General features: G+C 46.4%; 17 protein-coding genes. 9 read left to right on the top strand and 8 right to left on the bottom strand.

Annotation, left to right across the window (positions count from 1 at the left end; genetic code table 11):
* Nucleotides 1-390 precede the first annotated feature (390 nt).
* Nucleotides 391-1479 (bottom strand): HD-GYP domain-containing protein, encoded by a 1089-nt coding sequence (locus tag ACWGOO_RS14570; RefSeq protein ID WP_452484906.1) that lies wholly within the window; start codon nucleotides 1477-1479, stop codon nucleotides 391-393.
* Between the two features lie 219 nt (nucleotides 1480-1698).
* Nucleotides 1699-4275 carry a DNA gyrase subunit A gene (gene gyrA / locus ACWGOO_RS14575; protein ID WP_452484515.1) on the bottom strand — a complete coding sequence of 859 codons (2577 nt, stop codon included), beginning with the start codon at nucleotides 4273-4275 and terminating at the stop codon, nucleotides 1699-1701.
* Between the two features lie 471 nt (nucleotides 4276-4746).
* On the opposite strand from gyrA, the gene ACWGOO_RS14580 reads away from it, so the two are divergent.
* Entirely contained in the window at nucleotides 4747-5574 is an 828-nt protein-coding gene (locus ACWGOO_RS14580) for a YheC/YheD family protein (protein ID WP_452484517.1), read from the top strand.
* A gap of 145 nt (nucleotides 5575-5719) precedes the next feature.
* Here the strand turns inward: ACWGOO_RS14580 and gyrB are convergent, their stop codons facing one another.
* The 6 genes from gyrB to dnaA all read right to left on the bottom strand — a co-directional run bounded on the left by gyrB (nucleotide 5720) and on the right by dnaA (nucleotide 12039).
* Nucleotides 5720-7630 (bottom strand): DNA topoisomerase (ATP-hydrolyzing) subunit B, encoded by a 1911-nt coding sequence (gene gyrB, locus ACWGOO_RS14585; protein WP_452484519.1) that lies wholly within the window; start codon nucleotides 7628-7630, stop codon nucleotides 5720-5722.
* A gap of 30 nt (nucleotides 7631-7660) precedes the next feature.
* A complete protein-coding gene (gene remB / locus ACWGOO_RS14590) occupies nucleotides 7661-7912 on the bottom strand; it encodes an extracellular matrix regulator RemB (protein WP_452484521.1) in 252 nt (83 codons plus the stop codon).
* Nucleotides 7913-7928: 16 nt separating this feature from the next.
* Nucleotides 7929-9044, bottom strand: coding sequence for a DNA replication/repair protein RecF (gene recF / locus ACWGOO_RS14595; RefSeq protein ID WP_452484523.1), 1116 nt, complete (start codon nucleotides 9042-9044; stop codon nucleotides 7929-7931).
* 54 nt (nucleotides 9045-9098) lie between these two features.
* On the bottom strand, nucleotides 9099-9317 hold the full coding sequence (yaaA, locus tag ACWGOO_RS14600) for a S4 domain-containing protein YaaA (RefSeq protein ID WP_452484525.1): 219 nt from the start codon (nucleotides 9315-9317) through the stop codon (nucleotides 9099-9101).
* A 46-nt stretch (nucleotides 9318-9363) separates the two neighbouring features.
* On the bottom strand, nucleotides 9364-10506 hold the full coding sequence (dnaN, locus tag ACWGOO_RS14605; protein WP_452484527.1) for a DNA polymerase III subunit beta: 1143 nt from the start codon (nucleotides 10504-10506) through the stop codon (nucleotides 9364-9366).
* Nucleotides 10507-10692: 186 nt separating this feature from the next.
* Nucleotides 10693-12039: a chromosomal replication initiator protein DnaA gene (gene dnaA / locus ACWGOO_RS14610; RefSeq protein WP_452484529.1), complete on the bottom strand. Its 1347-nt coding sequence runs from the start codon at nucleotides 12037-12039 to the stop codon at nucleotides 10693-10695.
* A gap of 1054 nt (nucleotides 12040-13093) precedes the next feature.
* Between dnaA and rpmH the strand changes: the two genes are divergently transcribed.
* The 8 genes from rpmH (at nucleotide 13094) to noc (ending at nucleotide 21005) form a co-directional block, all read left to right on the top strand.
* Complete coding sequence (gene rpmH, locus ACWGOO_RS14615; RefSeq protein ID WP_007433250.1) at nucleotides 13094-13228, top strand: 50S ribosomal protein L34; 135 nt, start codon at nucleotides 13094-13096, stop codon at nucleotides 13226-13228.
* 262 nt (nucleotides 13229-13490) lie between these two features.
* The gene (gene rnpA, locus ACWGOO_RS14620; protein ID WP_013312817.1) at nucleotides 13491-13841 is read left to right on the top strand and encodes a ribonuclease P protein component; all 351 of its coding nucleotides are present in this window, start codon (nucleotides 13491-13493) and stop codon (nucleotides 13839-13841) included.
* A gap of 71 nt (nucleotides 13842-13912) precedes the next feature.
* Complete coding sequence (locus ACWGOO_RS14625) at nucleotides 13913-14785, top strand: YidC/Oxa1 family membrane protein insertase (RefSeq protein ID WP_452484532.1); 873 nt, start codon at nucleotides 13913-13915, stop codon at nucleotides 14783-14785.
* Nucleotides 14782-15540, top strand: a complete 759-nt coding sequence (gene jag / locus ACWGOO_RS14630; RefSeq protein WP_452484534.1) for an RNA-binding cell elongation regulator Jag/EloR — start codon at nucleotides 14782-14784, stop codon at nucleotides 15538-15540. Before ACWGOO_RS14625 ends, jag begins: the two co-directional genes overlap by 4 nt.
* Before the next feature lie 124 nt (nucleotides 15541-15664).
* A complete protein-coding gene (gene mnmE, locus ACWGOO_RS14635; RefSeq protein ID WP_452484536.1) occupies nucleotides 15665-17041 on the top strand; it encodes a tRNA uridine-5-carboxymethylaminomethyl(34) synthesis GTPase MnmE in 1377 nt (458 codons plus the stop codon).
* A 98-nt stretch (nucleotides 17042-17139) separates the two neighbouring features.
* The gene (gene mnmG / locus ACWGOO_RS14640; RefSeq protein WP_452484538.1) at nucleotides 17140-19029 is read left to right on the top strand and encodes a tRNA uridine-5-carboxymethylaminomethyl(34) synthesis enzyme MnmG; all 1890 of its coding nucleotides are present in this window, start codon (nucleotides 17140-17142) and stop codon (nucleotides 19027-19029) included.
* The gene (gene rsmG, locus ACWGOO_RS14645) at nucleotides 19029-19751 is read left to right on the top strand and encodes a 16S rRNA (guanine(527)-N(7))-methyltransferase RsmG (RefSeq protein ID WP_452484540.1); all 723 of its coding nucleotides are present in this window, start codon (nucleotides 19029-19031) and stop codon (nucleotides 19749-19751) included. Before mnmG ends, rsmG begins: the two co-directional genes overlap by 1 nt.
* 435 nt (nucleotides 19752-20186) lie before the next feature.
* Nucleotides 20187-21005 carry a nucleoid occlusion protein gene (gene noc, locus ACWGOO_RS14650; protein WP_452484542.1) on the top strand — a complete coding sequence of 273 codons (819 nt, stop codon included), beginning with the start codon at nucleotides 20187-20189 and terminating at the stop codon, nucleotides 21003-21005.
* Nucleotides 21006-21057: the final 52 nt, after the last annotated feature.

A 21057-nucleotide genomic window follows, 5' to 3' on the forward strand; every position in this document is an offset into this window, starting at 1 on the left:
CCAGGATCAAACTCTCCATTAAAGACCAACCGAAGCTGGTTTATAGAAAGAGCGATTCGCTCATTTTGAAACTGACGAGATAAAATATCTCTTTTACACTCCGATTTCATACAACCTTACGGTGTGCACCGAAATCTTTGTGGTTGATTTTGCGAACAAAATCATTCACTCACTCGTTGTTCAGTTTTCAAAGATCAAACATTTCTTTTTTTTTGCTTCAGGGTTTCTTCCATCCCCTCAGCAACTTTTATATTATATCATGTATCTCTTAGTTGTGTCAACACTTTTTTAAAAAGTGTTTTTCGCTCTATTTGATAACACTTGAAGCGACAAGAAGTAATATATCATACTTTTATTATATTGTGCAACTATTTTTTTAAAAAAACTTACTTAAGTAACAATACACTCGATATAAAGCTCTCTTTGAAGCATTAAGTTAATGATTTCCCCATTTACCTGCACCAATGGACGAGTCGGATGGTCTCGATCGGCAAATATAATTTCCCCTGTACGGTTATCATTGAGACGCACCTTGGTTCCGTTATTGAATTGAGTGAGTTTTTGGATGAAAACCTGTACAACACCCGGGTCCAGCTTACCAAATGATTCCAATTTGATTTGCTCCAGTACCAGATATGGGGACTGTGCTGGTCGGTAGGTCTTCTCCAATGTCATGGCGTGGAATACATCAGCCACTCCAACGATTTTAGCGTAAATATGAATTTGCTCCCCTTTGAGTCGCAATGGATATCCGGTGCCATCGACTTTCTCATGATGCTGAAGAGCTACCAGACGCACTCCTTCATTAATGGCCTTCACATTTTTTAGTAGCTGGTAGCCTAATGAGGTGTGCTGACGAATTTCTTCCTGCTCCTCCCACGTTAATTTAGAGGGTTTGTACAGAATGGCCGGGTCCATTTTAGCATTACCAATATCATGGAGCAATCCGGCAAAAGCAACCTGCATCCAGTCCTTTTGGGGTAAACCAATCCATTGGGCAATAGAATACGAAGTCAGAGAGGTTAGTACAGCATTGTGAAAAATATAATCAACTTCAATCATGGCACGCGGAGTACACGTCATTACATTATAGCGATGAATGTACACCAGTAAAGCCTCCAGCTGTCCTCGCAACTCATATATGGACAGATTAGATACGAGTACCGATTGGAATGCATTTTTCACGAGCATCACCATTTTGTCGTACTCTTCCTGGAATAAAACGGACTCATCCCGCTCCTCTAACGAAGGGGATTGCACTTCAGGCCCTCCAGCCCGAGCAGTAGCATGATCTCCACCAGCTTTTACCGATCCATCACGCTCTACTTCTACTTGCTGGATCAGGAACGCTTGTAAGACCTCCAAATCACGCGGTAGCAGAATACGGCCCTTCGGAAGCAGTAAGCTGCCCATTTCAGTAAATACGTCGCTTTGCAATCTAAGTCCTGCTTTTAATTCGGATACGGGTACTGTTGTCATGGTCAACCTCTCTGTTCTCATAACAGCAGCTCTAGCTGCCAGTTTTTATTATGTCATTATATTACTTGAACCTGCTCCTGTACATTTACTTTATATGATTTGAAGCATACTTGGTGTATTCATGTGTCGGCAATATAAAAAAAGGACTCCCTGACCCAATGGCCAAAGAGTCCTCCCCGTCATTTAAAAACCAATACCACTGTTTATATTGGTGGATTATTATTCGTCCTTAGAAGGCTCCGAATCGTTACCTTCTGTATCCTCCACATCCGTGCCAAGAGCTAAATCAGCTGGTGAATGAGATGCACCCTCACTGACTTCTTGGTTAGCATCCTGCTCCTCAAGCAGTTCATCGAACAATTCATCCTGCTCCTCATTCTTGTTCGCACGACAAACAGTAGCAACCGAATCATCTTCGCGGATGTTGATCAGCCTTACCCCTTGTGTATTCCGACCCATCGTGGAGATTTCCTCCATGCTGGTCCGAATCAAGGTTCCGCTGGCTGTAATGATCATCAGATCCTCTTCAGTTTTTACAACCTTAAGGCCGACAACTGGACCATTTTTATCTGTGACGTTAATCGTCTTGATCCCCTTACCTCCACGGCTTTGGATGCGGTAATCCAATACAGGGGTACGTTTGCCATAGCCTTTGGCCGTTACGATCAGGATATCCAGGCTGGTATCAACAATATCCATACCTATTACAGCGTCACTCTTATCGAGAGTAATACCTTTAACCCCAGTAGCACTACGACCCATGGAACGTACATCGCCCTCAGGGAAGCGGATAGACATGCCTTGCGCTGTACCAATGATCATTTCCTGCTGTCCATCGGTCAGCTTCACTTCAATCAGCGCATCATCTTCACGCAGATTGATGGCGATCAGACCACCCTTGCGGATATTAGCGTAGTTATCAAGCGGTGTCTTCTTGATAATCCCTTGCTGAGTAGCAAAGAACAGATAGCTGTCCTCTACAAATTCCTCAATTGGAATGACCGCATTGATCGATTCACCCTGCTCAATCTGAATCAGGTTAATGATCGGTGTCCCCCGGGCCGTCCGGCTCAGATCAGGAATCTCATAGGCCTTAATCCGATATACCTTACCCTTGTCGGTGAAGAACAACAAATGATGATGTGAATTCGTAATGAATAGATGCTCTACGAAATCCTCATCCTTGGTATCCATTCCCAATACACCACGACCGCCGCGTTTCTGACTACGATAAGTAGTCACGGGAAGACGTTTAATATATCCAGTATGGGTTACAGTAATGATAACATCCTCACGTGGAATAAGGTCCTCATCCAGAATGCTCTCTTCACCCACTGTGATTTCAGTACGGCGCTCATCTGCAAAACGTCCTCTGAGCTCATTAAGCTCATCACTGATAATGCTAAGCACCAGATGCTCGTTGGCCAAAATTTCACGGTATTCCGCAATTTTTTGCAACAACTCATTATACTCGTTCTCAATCTTCTCACGTTCCAGGCCAGTCAGACGTTGCAGACGCATATCAAGAATCGCCTGAGCCTGTTCCAGAGACAACGAGAAGCGCTCAATTAATCCTTCACGCGCCGCTTCTGCGGTTTGGGAGGAACGAATCAGTGCAATAACCTCATCCAGATGGTCGAGGGCAATGCGCAATCCTTCCAAAATATGTGCTCTAGCCTCAGCCTTCTTCAGATCAAATTCTGTCCGACGACGGATAACTTCAACCTGATGCTTGAGATAATGATACAGAACATCTTTCAGGTTCAGAATCTTCGGCTCGTTATTTACAATCGCGAGCATATTAATACCGAAAGTGGACTGCATTGCCGTATGCTTGAACAAATTGTTCAGAACGACGTTCGGGTTCACATCTCTGCGCAACTCGATAACGACACGCATGCCCGTACGGTCCGATTCATCCCGCAGATCGGTAATGCCCTCAATACGTTTGTCACGTACTAATTCAGCGATTTTTTCGACCAGACGGGCCTTATTCACTTGGTAAGGCAGCTCGTGCACAATAATACGTGCTTTATTGCCAATCTCTTCAATGGTGGTCTTCGCACGCATGGTCACAGATCCGCGGCCGGTCTGGTACGCCTGACGAATGCCCGAGCGTCCCAAAATATAACCTGCTGTCGGGAAATCGGGCCCTTGAATATAATCCATCAATTCCATTGGTGTAATGTCAGGGTTCTCAATCAGTGCTTGTACACCGTCAATAACCTCTCCCAGGTTATGCGGAGGAATATTAGTAGCCATTCCGACCGCAATGCCGCCGACACCATTCACCAGCAAGTTAGGATAACGTGCAGGCAAAACGACTGGCTCGCTCTCCTCACCATCGTAGTTCGGCATAAAATCAACGGTCTCTTTGTTCAGGTCACGCAACATTTCCATCGCAATCTTTGACAGTCGTGCTTCCGTGTAACGCATGGCAGCCGCCATATCTCCATCAACGGAACCAAAGTTACCGTGTCCATCCACCAGCATATAACGCAAGGAAAAATCCTGCGCCATCCGAACCATTGTATCGTATACGGCTGTATCACCATGAGGGTGATATTTACCGATAACTTCACCGACGATTCTTGCAGATTTTTTATATGGCTTGTCTGGCGACATGCCCAGCTCGGACATCGCGTACAAAATACGACGGTGCACCGGCTTCAGTCCGTCCCGCACATCAGGCAGGGCACGGCTGACAATAATACTCATGGCGTAATCCATAAAGGATTCGCGCATTTCCACTCCGATATCCCTGTTGATGATTTGCGAGTTATTTTGATCCGCCATGCTGGTCCTCCTTCTCGTCCTTCAATACATTGCTCTCTATGTGAAAAGCCTACCAAAACATTGCCTATATACTTCGCTCTGTGCGCAGGATTTTGGCTGAAATCCTTATCTGTATAATTATATTACTTTCACAAAAAGAGCACAATTAAACGCATCTGTCCGCTTCACAGCGTAAAACCCTCAGAGATTGCGCACTTCTGTGAGCAGCAGATGGCTAACGCATCGTACGGCTCACAGGCCCTGATCACGACAAATTCCCCCGTACTGGGGATTAGCCCCCACCCTGAAGGCCTTTTCCACATACAATACATATACAGTCAGGGTCAACTGAGCACAATTCCGAAAAAATGCCGTATTTCTCTATTATATCATTGTTTTACGCACTTGTCCTTTAGTTTCCCTTGTTTTGTTCAAGCGTTTTGAATTCCATGGAACGTGACTTACATTTTCAAAAGAAAGGGATGAGAATACTTGTCTATTCAACGAGTATCCAGTAAGTGGACCAAAACAAATATCATTCTCCCCAATCCGATGTTGTCCGCTTATGTACCGGAAACACGTTTGTATGCAATTGAGCACTTGAATGAAATGTTGGTAGTGTATGGAACCGTCTATATTAAGCCGGATAAGGGTACTTATGGGAAGGGGGTTATGCGTGCAGAGAGACTCACTGAACCGCTTCCGCCGACTGAAGAGGGAACCATCGGGGAGAGAACGTGGTATATCCTTCGTTATGAGTTAGAGACCCACACCTTCGAAAATCTGGAAGACCTGCATAAAACAGTTTCTCACCGTATACGGAAGCGCCCTTATCTAATTCAACGAGGAATTCCCCTTCTTCATCATGATGCGTGTCCCTTTGATCTACGGGTACTAACACAGATGAACTTGAGAAAGCAATGGGAGACGACGCTTATCATAGGACGCGTAGCTGCTCCTGACAAAGTCGTCACCAATCACCACAGCGGGGGTACAGTGCGCTTTTTCAATGAACTCGTAGCTCCATATCTGGATGTGAAAGAAGCGGTAATACTGGAGCAAAAATTATCAAAAATGGGCGAGCGAGTGGCTTGGCAGCTGCAAAAAAGATATCCCCGTTTGAGGGAAATTGGATTGGACATAGGTCTGGATCAGCAAATCTATCCGTGGATTTTGGAGGTGAATACGAGACCAGCAATTAAAGTGTTCTCTTCCCTTCCAAACAAAAGCTTATATCATAAAATATTCAGATATGCTGTAGGATACGGCCGTTACACAGCATCCACGGGTAAACCTGCACGCACTAAGAAAAAAGCGTAAAGCTTTGATATTAAATACTCAAATTCCCCCCGACGGGTTAATGACAAGAAAAGGGACGCTCAATCTGAGCGCCCCTTGGTAAATTCTTTCAAAATCCATCAATGCAAGTAGTTAATACAGCTGCCCATGATGGAATAATGCAAATTTAAATATCAAGATTTTTCACGTACTTGGCGTGCTCCTGAATAAAGTCGCGACGCGGTTCAACATTATCGCCCATTAGGGTATCGAACAGCGTATCAGCCAGCATTGCATCACTGATGGTAACTTGAAGCATTGTACGGCTCTCAGGGTCCATTGTCGTTTCCCACAACTGGGTCGCGTTCATTTCACCCAAACCTTTATAACGCTGTACGTTATACTTCGCATTTTCTCCGAATTCGCTGATGATAGCATCACGTTCCGCTTCAGAGTTTGCATAACGCACGACCTTATTGCGCTCTACCTTAAACAGCGGCGGCTGGGCAATATAGATATAGCCGGCGTCAATAATTTTACGCAAGTACCGATAGAAAAATGTCAACAACAGCGTCCGAATATGGGCTCCGTCGACGTCCGCATCGGTCATGATAATGACCTTGTGATAACGAGCTTTAGCAATATTGAAATCGTCGCCAATCCCCGTTCCCATAGCCGTTACCATTGACCGAATTTCATCACTGGACAAAATACGATCCAAACGTGCCTTCTCGACGTTCAGGATTTTACCGCGAATCGGCAAAATAGCCTGAAAGTGACGATCACGGCCTTGCTTGGCCGATCCGCCCGCTGAATCGCCTTCGACGATGTACAGTTCGCTAATCGACGCATCCTTGGAAGAACAGTCTGCCAGCTTACCTGGGAGGGAGCTGATTTCTAGCGCACTTTTACGGCGAGTCAACTCACGCGCTTTACGTGCAGCCTCACGAGCACGGGCTGCTTGTAATGATTTATCAACAACGCGACGGGAGACAGACGGATTTTCCTCCAGAAATTCCTGAAGTTTCTCTGCGAACAGGGATTCGACAATCCCGCGCACCTCACTGTTACCCAGCTTCGTTTTGGTCTGACCTTCAAACTGTGGTTCTGGGATTTTGACCGAGATAATCGCTGTTAGTCCTTCACGCACATCGTCACCCGTCAAGTTGGCGGTGTTGTCCTTGATAAAGCCATTTTTACGCGCATAATCGTTAATAATCCGTGTCAATGCGCTCTTGAAGCCAGATTCATGTGTACCGCCTTCATGGGTGTTGATGTTGTTGGCGAAAGAATAAATATTTTCAGTATAGCTGTCGTTATATTGCAGCGCGACTTCGACTTGAATCATATCACGCGAGCCCTCGACATAAATTGGCTGCTCATGTAGCGCTTCTCTCTTCTGATTCAAAAATTGCACGTATTCACTAATTCCGCCCTCGTAGTGGAACGTATCATTGGCGCCAGTCCGTTCATCGGTCAAGCTAATTGCAATTCCTTTGTTCAGGAAGGCCAACTCACGAATCCGCGTTTGGAGCGTATCATAGTCATATACGGTCGTTTCTGTAAAAATTTGATCGTCCGGGTAGAACGTCGTTTGGGTACCGGTTTCGTCCGTGTCGCCAATGACTCTGACATCATACTGCGGAACACCGCGGTGGTATTCCTGCTCGTACATATGTCCATCCCGTTTGACGTGAACGATCATTTTGCTGGAGAGGGCATTCACTACGGATACACCAACACCGTGCAGACCGCCCGATACCTTGTACCCTCCGCCTCCGAATTTACCACCTGCGTGAAGCACAGTCATAACGACTTCCAGCGCAGATTTTTTCATTTTGGCGTGTTCGCTTACCGGAATACCGCGTCCGTTATCTGTAACGGTGACGCTGTTATCTTCGTGAACGACAACTTGAATGCTGTTACAATAGCCTGCCAGCGCCTCGTCAATGCTATTATCCACAACTTCCCAGACCAGATGATGGAGCCCTTTGGCACTGGTGGAGCCGATGTACATCCCGGGACGTTTCCGAACCGCCTCCAGGCCCTCCAGGACCTGAATCTCACCCGCATCATAAGACGGTTGATTCATAGACATACCTTTCACCTACTTCTATAGATTCTATGGTTAAGCATTCGCAACAAACTGGTTTGCCCGTTTTTTGAGAGTTGTTGAGGAGATGGAGGAATAATACACCGTATTTTGAGTCACGACGATGGACTTGGCTTCCTCTTCACCAATCATCTCGACATGCTTTTGCTGTTGGGCGTGGTTCACGTACTGCTTGGAGATTTTAGAGGATTTTTCAATCGAGATATCGAAAATAGCCACAAGCTCTGACGAGCGGATGATTTTTTCTCCACCCAGATGAATATACATAGCGGTCACTCACTCCTTAGTGTTCCACATGCCCGTCGTGGACGTGATAAATACTGGCATCCTTGAGCCGTTCTGCATTCAAGGTCTCAATACCGGTTGCCGTAATAAAGGTCTGTACCTTGCTCTGGAAGGTCTCGATCAGTTGGGTCTGACGGTAGGGATCCAGTTCGGATAGAACATCATCCAGCAGCAGGACAGGATATTCGCCAATTTCCTCATGGATTAATTCAATTTCAGCCAGCTTCAAGGACAGGGCAGTCGTCCGCTGCTGCCCCTGAGAGCCATACGTATGCACTTCCCTGCCGTTAATGGCAAAGGCCAAATCATCACGATGGGGCCCCGCCAAAGTCATACCACGGCGGATTTCCTGTTCCCTCATTTGGGATAACTTTATCATAAATCGCTCCAATAAGACAGCTTCATCTTCTTCCTCCGGCTCGCTGAAGGAGGGGACATAGGTTAATTTTAACTCTTCAGTCCCTCCCGCGATCCCTTCATGAACGGCCTGAGCCCACTTTTGTAGCTTTGTTATAAATTGTTTCCGCTTTTTAACAATTTTAACACCATGCTCAACAAGTTGCTCATTCCATACCTCCAGCATGAGCTGTACGGAAGCCATATCTTTGCCCCAAGCTTGCTTGAGCAGGTTGTTACGCTGGACTAACACTTTCTGGTATTGCTGCAAATGGTACAGATATCCCGGAGCAACCTGTCCAATTTCCATGTCAAGAAACCGACGGCGTACCCCCGGTGTTCCCTTGACGATTTCCAAATCCTCAGGTGCAAACATAACGACATTCAGCGAACCAATAAAATCGCTCAGCTTTCGCTGCTCCAGTCCGTTGATCTTCGCTTTTTTCCCTTGTGTGGATAACGACAGATCCAGCCTGATTTTCCCGTATTTTTTATCCACATCCGCAGCCAGATGAGTGGAGGTAGCCCCGAAAGAGATTAACTCCTTGTCGCGAGACGTCCGGTGGCTTTTGGTCAAAGCCAGGACAAAAATCGCCTCTACCAAGTTCGTTTTGCCCTGCGCATTTTGTCCGATCAGCAAATTAACGGGCCCAAATTCATTCAGCTCCAGCTGTTCATAGTTCCGGTATTGCTGCAAAACAATATTGTTCACAAACACATAGGGTCCCCCTTGTTACTCCGCACCTAAAAGGAGTCCTTGCCGACCAGGCGATCATACTCCTGCCGTGATCTCGAAACTTCCGTTGTCCTCTACTTCTACGGTATCGCCCGGGTACAGTTTTCTTCCGCGTCGTTCTTCCGGCTCACCGTTGACACGAACTTGCCCCTCCTGCAACAGAGCTTTGGCCATTCCCCCTGTAGAAACACAATCGGCTAATTTTAAAAACTGATCGAGCTTGATGTATTCGGTCTGTATAGATATCCGTTTCAAGGCTTGTTCATCCTTTCGCTTGTTCTCGGTTAGGTGACGCTAGACTTTAGTTGGTGGTGCGATATGGCAGGATGATGTACAGCGCATTGCTGGAGTCCGCTGGTTTTAAAATGATCGGGCTCATAATGCCAGTAAAAGCAATCGTCAGTTGCTCGCTGTCAATCACCTTCAGCACATCAAGCATATATTTCGAGTTGAACGAGATTTTGAGTGACTCTCCCTCAAATTTGGAGACTGTGACTTCCTCACGCACTTTACCTAGCTCAGAGGAGCTGGAGGAAATCTCCAAGCCACCGTTTTCCAGCGATTGCATTTTTACAATATTCGTTTTTTCCTCACGGGACAGCAAATAAGCACGATCGATGGATTCGCTCAAACTTTTTGTATCCACAATCAGTTCTGTTTTGTAGGAGGTTGGAATAATTCTAGAAGTATCCGGATAGGTTCCGTCCAAAATGCGGGAATAAAACAGAACCCGGTCAATTTTGAATAATACCTGGTTGTCTGCTACGACGATATCTACAAGCATATTTTGATCCGGAATAATTTTGCTCAGCTCGTTCAACGTTTTACCTGCAATGACGACATTGCTGAAGCGTAAGCCTTCGGACGTTTCCAAACGGGCGCTGCGGGTGGCGAGGCGGTGGCGGTCCGTTGCTACAAATTTCAATTCTCCCTCAGCCAAATTCCACAATACCCCTGTCAAAATAGGTGTCGTTTCGTGGGTGGAAATAGAGAAAACGGTCTGTTTGATCATGTTTTTGAGCAAATCTCCTGGTACAGAGATGACCTGATTTTCTTCAATGCTTGGAAGCACCGGGAATTCCTCAGGGTCCAGACCCACAATCTGAATTTCGGTTGCACCGGATGAGATGAAGGTTTGGAAATGGTCTTTTACCTCCATGCGGATCTCCTGAGACGGCAGCTTCTTGATAATTTCGACAAAGAACTTGGCTGGCAGTACAACACTTCCCGGTTGTTCGACCTGAACGACGGTTTGGTCACCATCCTCCATCGGAATGAAGGATTGAATGGATATGTCGGTATCGCTGGCAGTCAGCGTTACTCCCTGATGATTCACATCCAGCTTAATACCGCTCAAAATCGGAATCGTGGTCCGACTCGATATGGCCTTGGATACATGTTGTATAGCCTCGTTCAATACGTTTTTCAAAATGCTGATCTTCATAAGTTCCTCCTACGGGTTTTAATCCTTCAAGCACGCGTTGACGCGGGCCTTATTTAGGTGATGTATATCTTTAAAATCTATTAGTAATAGTAATAGGGGCACTGAATATGTGGATAAGTCGGTGTAAGCCTAATAAAATCAAGCCTATCCACATGTGTATAAGTTGTGTATAGGCTCTGAACTTGTTCAGGTTGGATTTTTGATTTTTTCTATTAGGCTGTTGATAACTTTGAACAGCTCCTGATCCACTTGAATGGATTTAGAGATTTTTTCGTGCGCATGAATGACGGTTGTATGGTCGCGTCCACCGAAGGCTTCTCCGATTTTCGGTAAAGAATAGTCGGTTAGCTCGCGGGACAGGTACATAGCGATCTGTCGTGGAAAAGCCACAGCCTTCGTCCGCTTGCGTGCTTTGAAATCCTCCATGCGCAGATTGTAAAATTCCCCGACTTGATGCTGTATATCCTGAATGGTAATCATTTTGGGACGACTGGAAGGAATAATGTCCTTTAACGCCTCGGCTGCGAGATGACTTGTCACATCCTGATTGGTCAGCGAGGAATAGGCAACAACGCGAATCAGCGCCCCTTCCAGCTCACGGATGTTCGTATCAATCTGGTTGGCGATATACATCATGGCTTCATTGGGAATATCCAGGTTTTCCGCTCTCGCCTTTTTCCGGAGAATTGCAATCCGCGTTTCCAGATCCGGCGGCTGAATATCCGTAATCAATCCCCATTCAAAGCGGGAACGCAGCCGTTCCTCCAGCGTTGGGATCTCTTTAGGCGGACGATCACTTGAGATAATAATTTGTTTGCGTTCCTCATGAAGCGCATTGAACGTGTGAAAAAACTCCTCCTGCGTCGACTCCTTGCCTGCAATAAACTGAATATCATCAATGAGCAAAATATCAATATTACGATATTTGTTCCGGAAACTTTCCCCGCGGTTGTCCCGAATAGCATTAATAAATTCGTTGGTAAACTTCTCCGACGACAAATACACAACCTTGCTGGCTGGGTTGTGTTCCAAAATATAATGCCCGATGGCGTGCATCAGATGCGTTTTGCCCAGACCTACGCCGCCATACAGAAACAGTGGGTTGTAAGCTTTGGCCGGCGCCTCGGCGACGGCCAGCGATGCTGCATGGGCAAAACGGTTCCCAGATCCGATGACGAACGTATCGAATGTATATTTGGGATTTAGCATATGGGATACGGCTTCTTCATGTACGACCGGTTGCTGCTGAGGTTGTTGCTGAAGGTCGAACTCAGCTGGCTTGTTCTCTTCAATGACAAACTTGACCTCCAGCTGTTTGCCTAAAATTTCATAAACCGTTGCCCCGACTAGCTTGGTATAGCGGCTTTCAAGCCATTCCACGGCAAAAGTTGTCGGTGCGGAAATCACAATGGAGTGGTCATTCAGTTTCGCTGCTTTGGTAGCCTTAAACCAAGTGTCGTAACTCGGTTTACTCAGCTTGGTTTGTATGATGGATAGAATTTGCTGCCATAGTTCAGAGGTATGGCTGTCCACAGACGTCACTCCTTTTAAATCCTGACATTTTGCCGTTTAAGCAGCAGAAAGCTGCTCCCGGCGCTTCGGCAAAACGCCTAAAATCCCAAAAATGTTGTTGAAGGCCATAAAAAGACATACCGCCGCCTAAATCATGCGGCAGTTGGTGAGAGAACGCAGCACAAAATGGTCCTGAAAATAGCTAATGGAAAAATCCGCTGCTGATTGGCAGAAGAGAGGCGATATTTCTCAGGAGGGAATGTGCGGCACGATCCGTTCTCTTGATCCCGCAGGCCAAAACGGGACTGCAGTATGTCGAAATCAAATGAAAAATGTAGAATATATCCCCAGAATCCCGAATCCGCACAAAAACAAAAAGATGGATAAAACGAACTTGTTCACAACTTTATCCACAGGGTGTTGATAATATGGAGGGTGAAACAACATATTCACATTCAAAAGTAATATCATCATAGCAAAAGAAGCCTTGTATTTCAATGTCTCGTGTTTATTTATCCACAAATTCAATCTGTTGTGTACAATTTTTATTCACAACACAAGATATTGTTTATAATTTGTTCATTTTTCGACAATAACTCTTTTTCGTCTCAAAATGTTATGCACAGGTTATGACCATTTAGATCATAAATCAGCTCTTTTTGTGAATCTGTGCATAACAGCCGTTACCTTTTGGTCACAGAGGCTGCTTTTTCTGTTGAAAATTTCCGGTAACGTTTCCGACAATATTTTTAATGAACTGGATTATGATGCTTGTAAATAGGGCGATCACAAAATAGAGGCGGTGTAAATGAGTAGGATGGAAGAGCAGACAGTAAGGAATAGGAGTGGTTGAAGGAATGCAAAATATGGACAAGTTGATATTGAAGAAGGAAGGTCGAAGAAATTCACGATAAAAAAAGAGGGAGAGGATTGCGCGATTTTGGGGGAGGGGATTAAGCTGTACATTGACTTTGGTCGCTATTTATGGTTAAATGTACAAAGGTGTTTTTTGTGGAGATTGCTATGTTAGGTATATTCCATATAAAACGTATTCCTTGTAAGGAGGTGCAGTACAATGAGACCGACTTTCAGACCGAATGTCAGCAAACGTAAAAAAGTTCACGGCTTCCGTAAAAGAATGAGCACAAAGAATGGCCGTAAAGTTTTGGCAGCTCGTCGCCAAAAAGGCAGAAAAGTATTGAGTGCGTAATGCGTGCATAAAGACCACTACGGTGGTCTTTTTTTCATAATGGAGGTATTCATGGACCGGGTCGCTTTCCCTGCGTCTGTAGAAATGCAGTGGAAAAAGAGGCGGAGGCCCCGTATCCTGCTCTATATTAGATGAAGCTTTTGAAAATGAATGTAAAATAAGCGAGATTACCATGGCGGAATGTTGTCCATACTTCTTACTATATAAGAGGTAAGGAATAGCTTGCCGGCATGTGTAAAAGAGATGAGCAAGGAGAAGCGCCGTGCAAAAAAAATTGCGTCTACGAAACCGGGCGGACTTTGGGCGCGTATACCGCCATGGCAAATCTTTTGCCAACCATCAGTTTGTGGTGTACTGGTTCCGCCGCAGAGAGGTAGAGCAGTTCCGAGTCGGGATTTCGGCCAGCAAGAAGATCGGCAACGCAGTTGTCCGTAACCGGATGCGCAGAATCGTCAAGGAAATTGTGCGCCATCATGAGCATGAATTGGTGGAGCAAATTGACCTGATTTTTATCGTCCGCAAGGGAGCGGTTACAATGTCGTATCAGGAGCTGGAGAAAAGCGTGCTGCACGTTCTGCGCAAAGCCTCGCTGCTCAAGTCCTCACGTCGATAGTCAGTATCTTTGTCCTACAGGATATGGTATGATTTACGTTGGAATGGATTGGTTAAGAAAGGGGTTATGAAGTGTCGCGTTTGAAGACTCAACGGGGGAAGTGGTTCCTCCTGATTGCCTTATTGGCACTTGTTGCTGTGCTGTCGGGATGTGCCCAGGCGGCCCACAATTCTTACACGACGGCAGACTTGGCCAATGGATCTTGGTGGCAAAGATATGTCGTTTACTGGTTTTCGTATGCGCTGGATACATTTGCCCAATGGTTCTCAGGAGAGTATGGCCTGGCCGTATTGATTCTGGTGATTATCGTGCGAACCATTATTTTGCCGCTTACACTCAAGCAAGTACGCAGTTCTAAAGCTATGCAGGCCATTCAGCCGCAATTAAAAGAAATTCAAGCAAAATACAAGGATACGCCTGAGAAAGTCCAGCAAGAGACGATGAGGCTGTTCCAGGAAAACAAGGTCAACCCGATGGCGGGCTGTCTTCCTTTGGTCGTTCAGATGCCGATTTTCATCGCGCTCTATAATGCCATTTACTATAACTCGGCATTGCGGGATCATGATTTCTTGTGGCTCCAGTTAGGTAAACCGGACCACTTCTTTATACTGCCAATTCTGGCAGCAATCACAACATTCATCCAAACCTGGATGATGATGAAAATGAATCCGACTCCGCAGCAGGGACCGATGCAATTTTTGCTGTACGTCTATCCGGTGCTGATTCTGTTCATGTCGTATAACTTCCCATCCGCTTTGCCGTTATACTGGTTCTTTAGTAATATTTATACCATTGTTCAAAACTATTTCCTTTATCGGAATAATGATAAGGAAGCTACACTGGCCAATGTGAAAACAGCCAGTCTTACAAAAACAGGTTCCTCCAATAGCAATAACAAGAGAAAAGGTGGCAGAAACTCGAAGGGGGCTAAAAAGTCGAGATGACCAAAGTCGTGACTTCAGGAAAAACCGTTGAAGATGCTGTAAAACAAGGACTCTCCCAGTTGGGAGTAAGCCGTAAACGGGTAACCGTAAACGTGTTGGAGCAGCCGTCAAAAGGATTCCTGGGGTGGCTCGGGGCCAAGAAGGCGAAGGTAGAGCTTACGCTGCTGTCTGATCCGTCTTTCAAAACCACGCACGCGGCTGAACATCATGTATCGGCTCAAGCGTCTACTGTGGGACAGGCTGTTGTTCCGGAAGCTGAACCTGCTACGAAGGAAGTGCGCACGAGCGAGGAAGCCTCCATGGGCCACGCAGATCCCTATGAAGAAGCTGTACGTTTTATTCACGAAACAGCAGCGGGAATGGGATTGGATGTGGAAGTGGATGTCCGTCACCGCAAGGATGAAAGCATACTGGATATATCCGGTCCGTCGCTCGGCATGCTGATCGGCCGCAGGGGACAGACGCTGGATGCGTTGCAGTACCTGACGAATATCGTTGCCAACCGTCATTCTGACAAATTCATCCGGATTGTGCTGGATGCGGAGCAATTTCGCGCACGTCGGCAAAAAACATTGGAGGATTTGGCAGATCGGCTGGCAAACCAGGCTATTCGTTACGGTAAGGAAGTAGTGCTGGAGCCAATGCCGTCACAGGAGCGAAAGTTGATTCACGCCAAGCTTCAACAGCATGCGCTGGTTAGAACATACAGCAAAGGAGACGAGCCGAATCGGCGCGTCGTCATTGCAAAAAAATAATCCGACGCAATGGCTCTCTGCAAGGTGCAGAAGCCATTGCTTTTTATATTTCTTGCTGAAACGGTTGCCGTCCTTGATTACAGGACGGCAATGCCGTTTCTACTTGATAGGAGGTAGAAATCATATGTTGAGCGATACCATAGCTGCCATTGCAACAGCTGTTGGCGAAGGGGGCATTGCGGTTGTACGAGTCAGCGGCCCGGAAGCCGTCACGGAAGTGGAAGCTTTGTTCCGGAGCAAAACGCCTCTAAGCAAGGCTCCATCTCACACGGTACACTATGGACATATTATAGATCCTCAAAGTCATGAAAAGGTGGAGGAAGTTCTAGTTACGGTTATGCGGGCGCCGCGCTCTTTTACAACAGAAGATGTCGTAGAAATCAGTACCCATGGCGGAGTTGTAGCCGTCAAACGGGTGATGGATTTATTACTGCTGCAAAATATACGTTTGGCGGAGCCGGGCGAATTCACGAAGCGTGCTTTTCTGAACGGTCGTATTGATCTGAGCCAGGCGGAGGGTGTTATTGACCTGATTCGCTCGAAGTCGGATAAAGCTTTTTCGGTAGCTTTGAAGCAAGTAGATGGACAACTGTCACAGAATATCCGCCGTTTGCGGCATGTTCTGGTGGAGACACTGGCTCATATTGAAGTGAACATTGATTATCCTGAGCATGATGTGGAATCTTTTACGTCTGAGTTGATCAAGGATAAGAGCAGTCAGGTCATGGCGGAAATTGATCGGCTGCTGCATACAGCGGAGCAGGGGAAAATTTTACGTGAGGGCCTGACCACCGCGATTGTCGGAAGACCGAATGTGGGGAAATCCTCGCTGCTGAATACACTGGCTCAGGGCGAACGGGCGATTGTGACCGATATTCCGGGCACGACCCGTGACGTTATTGAGGAATATGTGACGATTAACAGCATTCCTCTGAAGCTGTTGGATACGGCTGGCATTCGGGAAACGATGGATGTAGTGGAACGGATCGGGGTAGAGCGTTCGAGAACAGCGGTCAGTGAAGCGGATCTGCTGCTCATCGTGATTAACGCCAACGAACCGCTGCATGAGGATGAAATGGCATTAATGGAACAAATCCGTGGTAGACAAGCGATTGTCATTATGAATAAAATGGACTTATCGGCCCAAGTAGACCGGGATTTGCTGCTGCGTTATGTTCCCGAAGAGCTTATCGTACCGATGTCTGTAAAGGAAAATGAGGGAGCAGATCGGCTGGAGCAGGCCATATCACAGTTGTTCTTTAGTGGTAAGCTGGAATCAGCCGACATGACATATGTCAGCAATGTACGGCATATTGCTTTGTTGAAGAAGGCTCGCCAATCGTTAGTGGATGCTTATGAAGCTGCTGATCAATTCGTTCCGATTGACATGATTCAGATTGATGTACGGCTGGCGTGGGAGCATTTGGGTGAGATTGTGGGCGATACGGCGCATGATGCGTTAATTGATCAAATATTTTCACAATTCTGTTTGGGTAAATAGGACATTCGAGTATGGCTGTTATAAGCCCTGCTATCGTTATAGATATACAAGAGTATATTCGGTACGAAGACCGAAGTGCATAAGGAGGTAAGTGAGGTATGGGATATCAAGGAGGCGACTATGACGTAATTGTCGTAGGCGCGGGCCATGCGGGTGTGGAATCCGCCTTGGCAGCAGCCCGGATGGGCTGTCGTACGTTGATGATTACGATTAACCTGGATATGGTCGCGTTCATGCCCTGCAACCCGTCTATTGGCGGTCCTGCTAAGGGGCATGTGGTGCGTGAAATTGATGCTCTGGGCGGCGAAATGGGCCGGAACATCGACAAGACGTTTATCCAAATGCGGATGCTGAATACAGGTAAAGGACCTGCGGTTCATGCATTGCGCGCGCAGGCTGACAAGTTCTCTTATCAGCATGCGATGAAGGAAACGATGGAAAAGGAGCCGAATCTGACCTTGCGCCAGGGAATGGTGGAAGAGCTGATTATTGAAGACGGTCATTGCGTGGGCGTCATCACGAAGACGGGCACAGAGTACCGAAGCAAAGCAGTTGTATTGACTACAGGCACTTATTTGCGTGGCAAAATCATTATGGGTGAGCTGATGTATGAGAGTGGCCCGAACAATCAACAGCCTTCGTTGAGACTGTCTGAGCATTTGCGCGAGCTGGGCTTTGATCTGGTCCGCTTCAAAACGGGTACACCGCCGCGCGTGCATAAGGACACGATTGATTTTAGCAAGACCGAAATTCAGCCGGGAGACGATCAACCGAAGTTTTTCTCGTATGAAACGAAATCTTCGGATAATGAGCAGCTTCCTTGCTGGCTGACATATACTTCAGTGGAAACCCACCAGATTATTAATGATAATTTGCATCGTGCGCCGATGTTTTCTGGTCTGATTGAAGGAACAGGACCGCGCTATTGCCCATCTATTGAAGATAAGGTGGTACGTTTTAGTGATAAGCCGAAGCACCAAATCTTTTTGGAGCCTGAGGGTAAAAACACATCTGAATACTATGTTCAAGGCTTGTCGACCAGCTTGCCTGAGGATGTGCAATTAGCTGTGCTGCGATCGATTCCGGGGATGGAAAAGGTAGAAATGATGCGTAACGGCTATGCGATTGAGTATGATGCCATGGTGCCTACACAATTATGGCCTACGTTGGAAACAAAAAAAGTACCCGGCCTGTTCACGGCGGGTCAAATTAACGGGACTTCCGGTTATGAAGAAGCTGCGGGCCAAGGGATTATGGCAGGCATTAACGCGGCTCGTAAGGTGCAGGGCAAAGAACCTGTCGTGCTGGATCGCTCCCAAGGCTATATCGGGGTTCTGATCGACGATCTGGTGACCAAGGGGACGAATGAGCCTTACCGCTTGCTAACGTCCCGTGCGGAATACCGTCTGTTGCTGCGTCATGATAATGCAGATTTGCGGTTGACTCCAATCGGGCATGATATCGGACTGATTACGAATGAACGATATGAGCGCTTTTTGGATAAGAAGCAAAAGGTAGAGCAAGAGATTGGGCGTTTGCGCTTGGCAAAAGTGCGTCCGGTTGATGTAAATGAGATGCTGGAGCAAGGTGGATCTGCACCGATACAGGATGGCAGTAATTTGTTAACCGTGCTGCGTCGACCAGAGATCAGTTATGCGCAAGTGGCACAAATTTCACCTTCACCTGTAGCTCTGACTGAGGAAGAACAGGAGCAGGTGGAAATCCAGATTAAGTATGCGGGCTACATTGAGAAACAACTGATGCATGTAGAACGTCTGCAAAAGATGGAGAAGAAGAAGCTTCCAGAGGATATCGTATACGATGAGGTTCAGGGTTTGGCGATTGAAGCGAAGCAGAAGCTTACGAAAATTCGTCCGATGTCGATTGGTCAGGCATCTCGTATTTCGGGCGTGACTCCTGCGGACATCTCCATTTTGCTCGTTTATCTGGAGCATTATAACCGCGTAACGGCAGCGAGGGGATTATAATGGACGCGATACAACAGCAATTTAAGCAACGACTGGCAGAGCATAGCATTGTGATTAATGACAGTCAGCTAGAGCAGTTCGAAACGTATTACCGTGTGCTGGTTGAGTGGAATGAAAAGATGAACCTGACGGGCATTACAGAGCGTGATGCGGTATACACCAAGCATTTTTACGATTCTCTTTCGCTGGCCTTTTATGTTCCGTTAAATGATGTGGAAAGCTTGGCGGATATCGGATCGGGAGCGGGGTTCCCTGGTATTCCTTTGAAGATATGCTTTCCGCAGATTCGGTTGACCATTGTGGATTCGTTGAACAAACGCATACAATTTTTGGCGCATGTGGTAGAACAGCTGGGATTGGAAAACGTGGAGCTGGTCCATAGCAGGGCAGAGGAATTGGGTCGTAAAACGGGATATCGGGACAGCTACGATCTGGTCACAGCGAGAGCCGTTGCTCGTCTTGCGGTGCTGAATGAATTTTGTTTGCCTTTTGTCCGTGAAAGGGGTTACTTCGCTGCGATGAAGGGCAGTGACCCGACGGAGGAAATCAAGGAAGCTTCCTACAGTTTGAAAGAGCTTAAGGGGAAGATTAAGCATATTCAGGCTTTTCAGTTACCTGTAGAGGATGCAGCTAGACATATGATTATTATCGAAAAAAGAGCAGCTACACCACGAAAATATCCGCGTAAACCGGGTACACCTTTAAAAACACCGTTAGTGTAGTCAATTGAAAAAAAAGTGAATGTTTCACGTGAAACATTCACTTTTTTTATGGCTTGCGATGCTCTTACATAAATAACGCATAGATAGAGAAGGTCTTTACTTACAACGTAGAGGAATATGGATAAATGAGCATTTGATCGGGCGCACAATTTATTCTCTGATCTTCCGAAAAGCTGGTAGAGACGATAGGATTATGGCTGGAAAAGTGATAGAATAGAGATAATCGTTTTAATGTAGGTTGACTGCTTCCCGTACCGTTCGATTCCGATATACATAAGGGGAAAGCGGGACAACAATGCCAGGGAGAATGCGTGGAGTGTACCCGAATACGGCGCTGTCTCATATAAAAGGGTCTACGATCCGCGTAAGGAACTGTTTTTCACGAAGCGCTGTTAGTATGGGGTGCTATTATGAAATTAGGTGGTATTATACGGAATGAAAGAACAATTTTCCAAGCTATTTGGTTTGACGGAGCGATCCACTGGGGACGAAATAAAGCAAATCCCAGTTCGGGATATTGTCAGTAGTCCTTATCAGCCCCGCACCATATTTGACGACGAGAAGATTGATGAGCTATGCCAGACCATAAAGACGCATGGTGTAATTCAGCCGATTGTCGTTCGTTTCCGTAATGGACAATACGAAATTATAGCAGGAGAACGTCGATGGAGGGCTGTCACCAAGCTGGGGATGAATACCATTCCAGCCATTGTTCGTGATTTTAATGATTCGCAAGCTGCATCCATCGCGTTGATTGAAAATCTTCAACGGGAAGGGCTAACAGCGATTGAAGAGGCTGTAGCTTATCAGAAGCTGATTGATCTGCATCAGCTCACCCAGGAAAGTCTCGCTCAGCGACTTGGCAAAAGCCAATCTACTATTGCTAATAAGATACGGCTGCTTCACCTGCCAGAGAGAGTGAAAGGTGCTCTAATGGAACGGAAAGTGTCCGAGCGTCATGCCCGTGCGTTATTGTCATTAGAGACTGAAGAGCTACAGTATAAGGTTTTGGATGAAGTCATCGCCAAGGAACTCAATGTGAAGCAGACAGAGGCGAGAGTCGCCTTTTATAAACAGGTGTCCACGATGAAGAAATCCAAGCGGGTTTCCTTTACCAAGGATGTTCGGCTTGCGCTGAATACGATTCGTCAATCCATTGATATGGTGTCTGGCTCAGGCTTGGATATCAAGACCAAGGAATCCGATCATGAGGATCACTATGAGATTGTCATTCAAATTCCCAAACGTAAGTAAGGGATGAAGCGTACAGGCGGCAGCAATTGCCGCTTTTTCTGTCTAACGCCAA

It is taken from the genome of Paenibacillus sp. NPDC055715 (genome assembly GCF_053617595.1).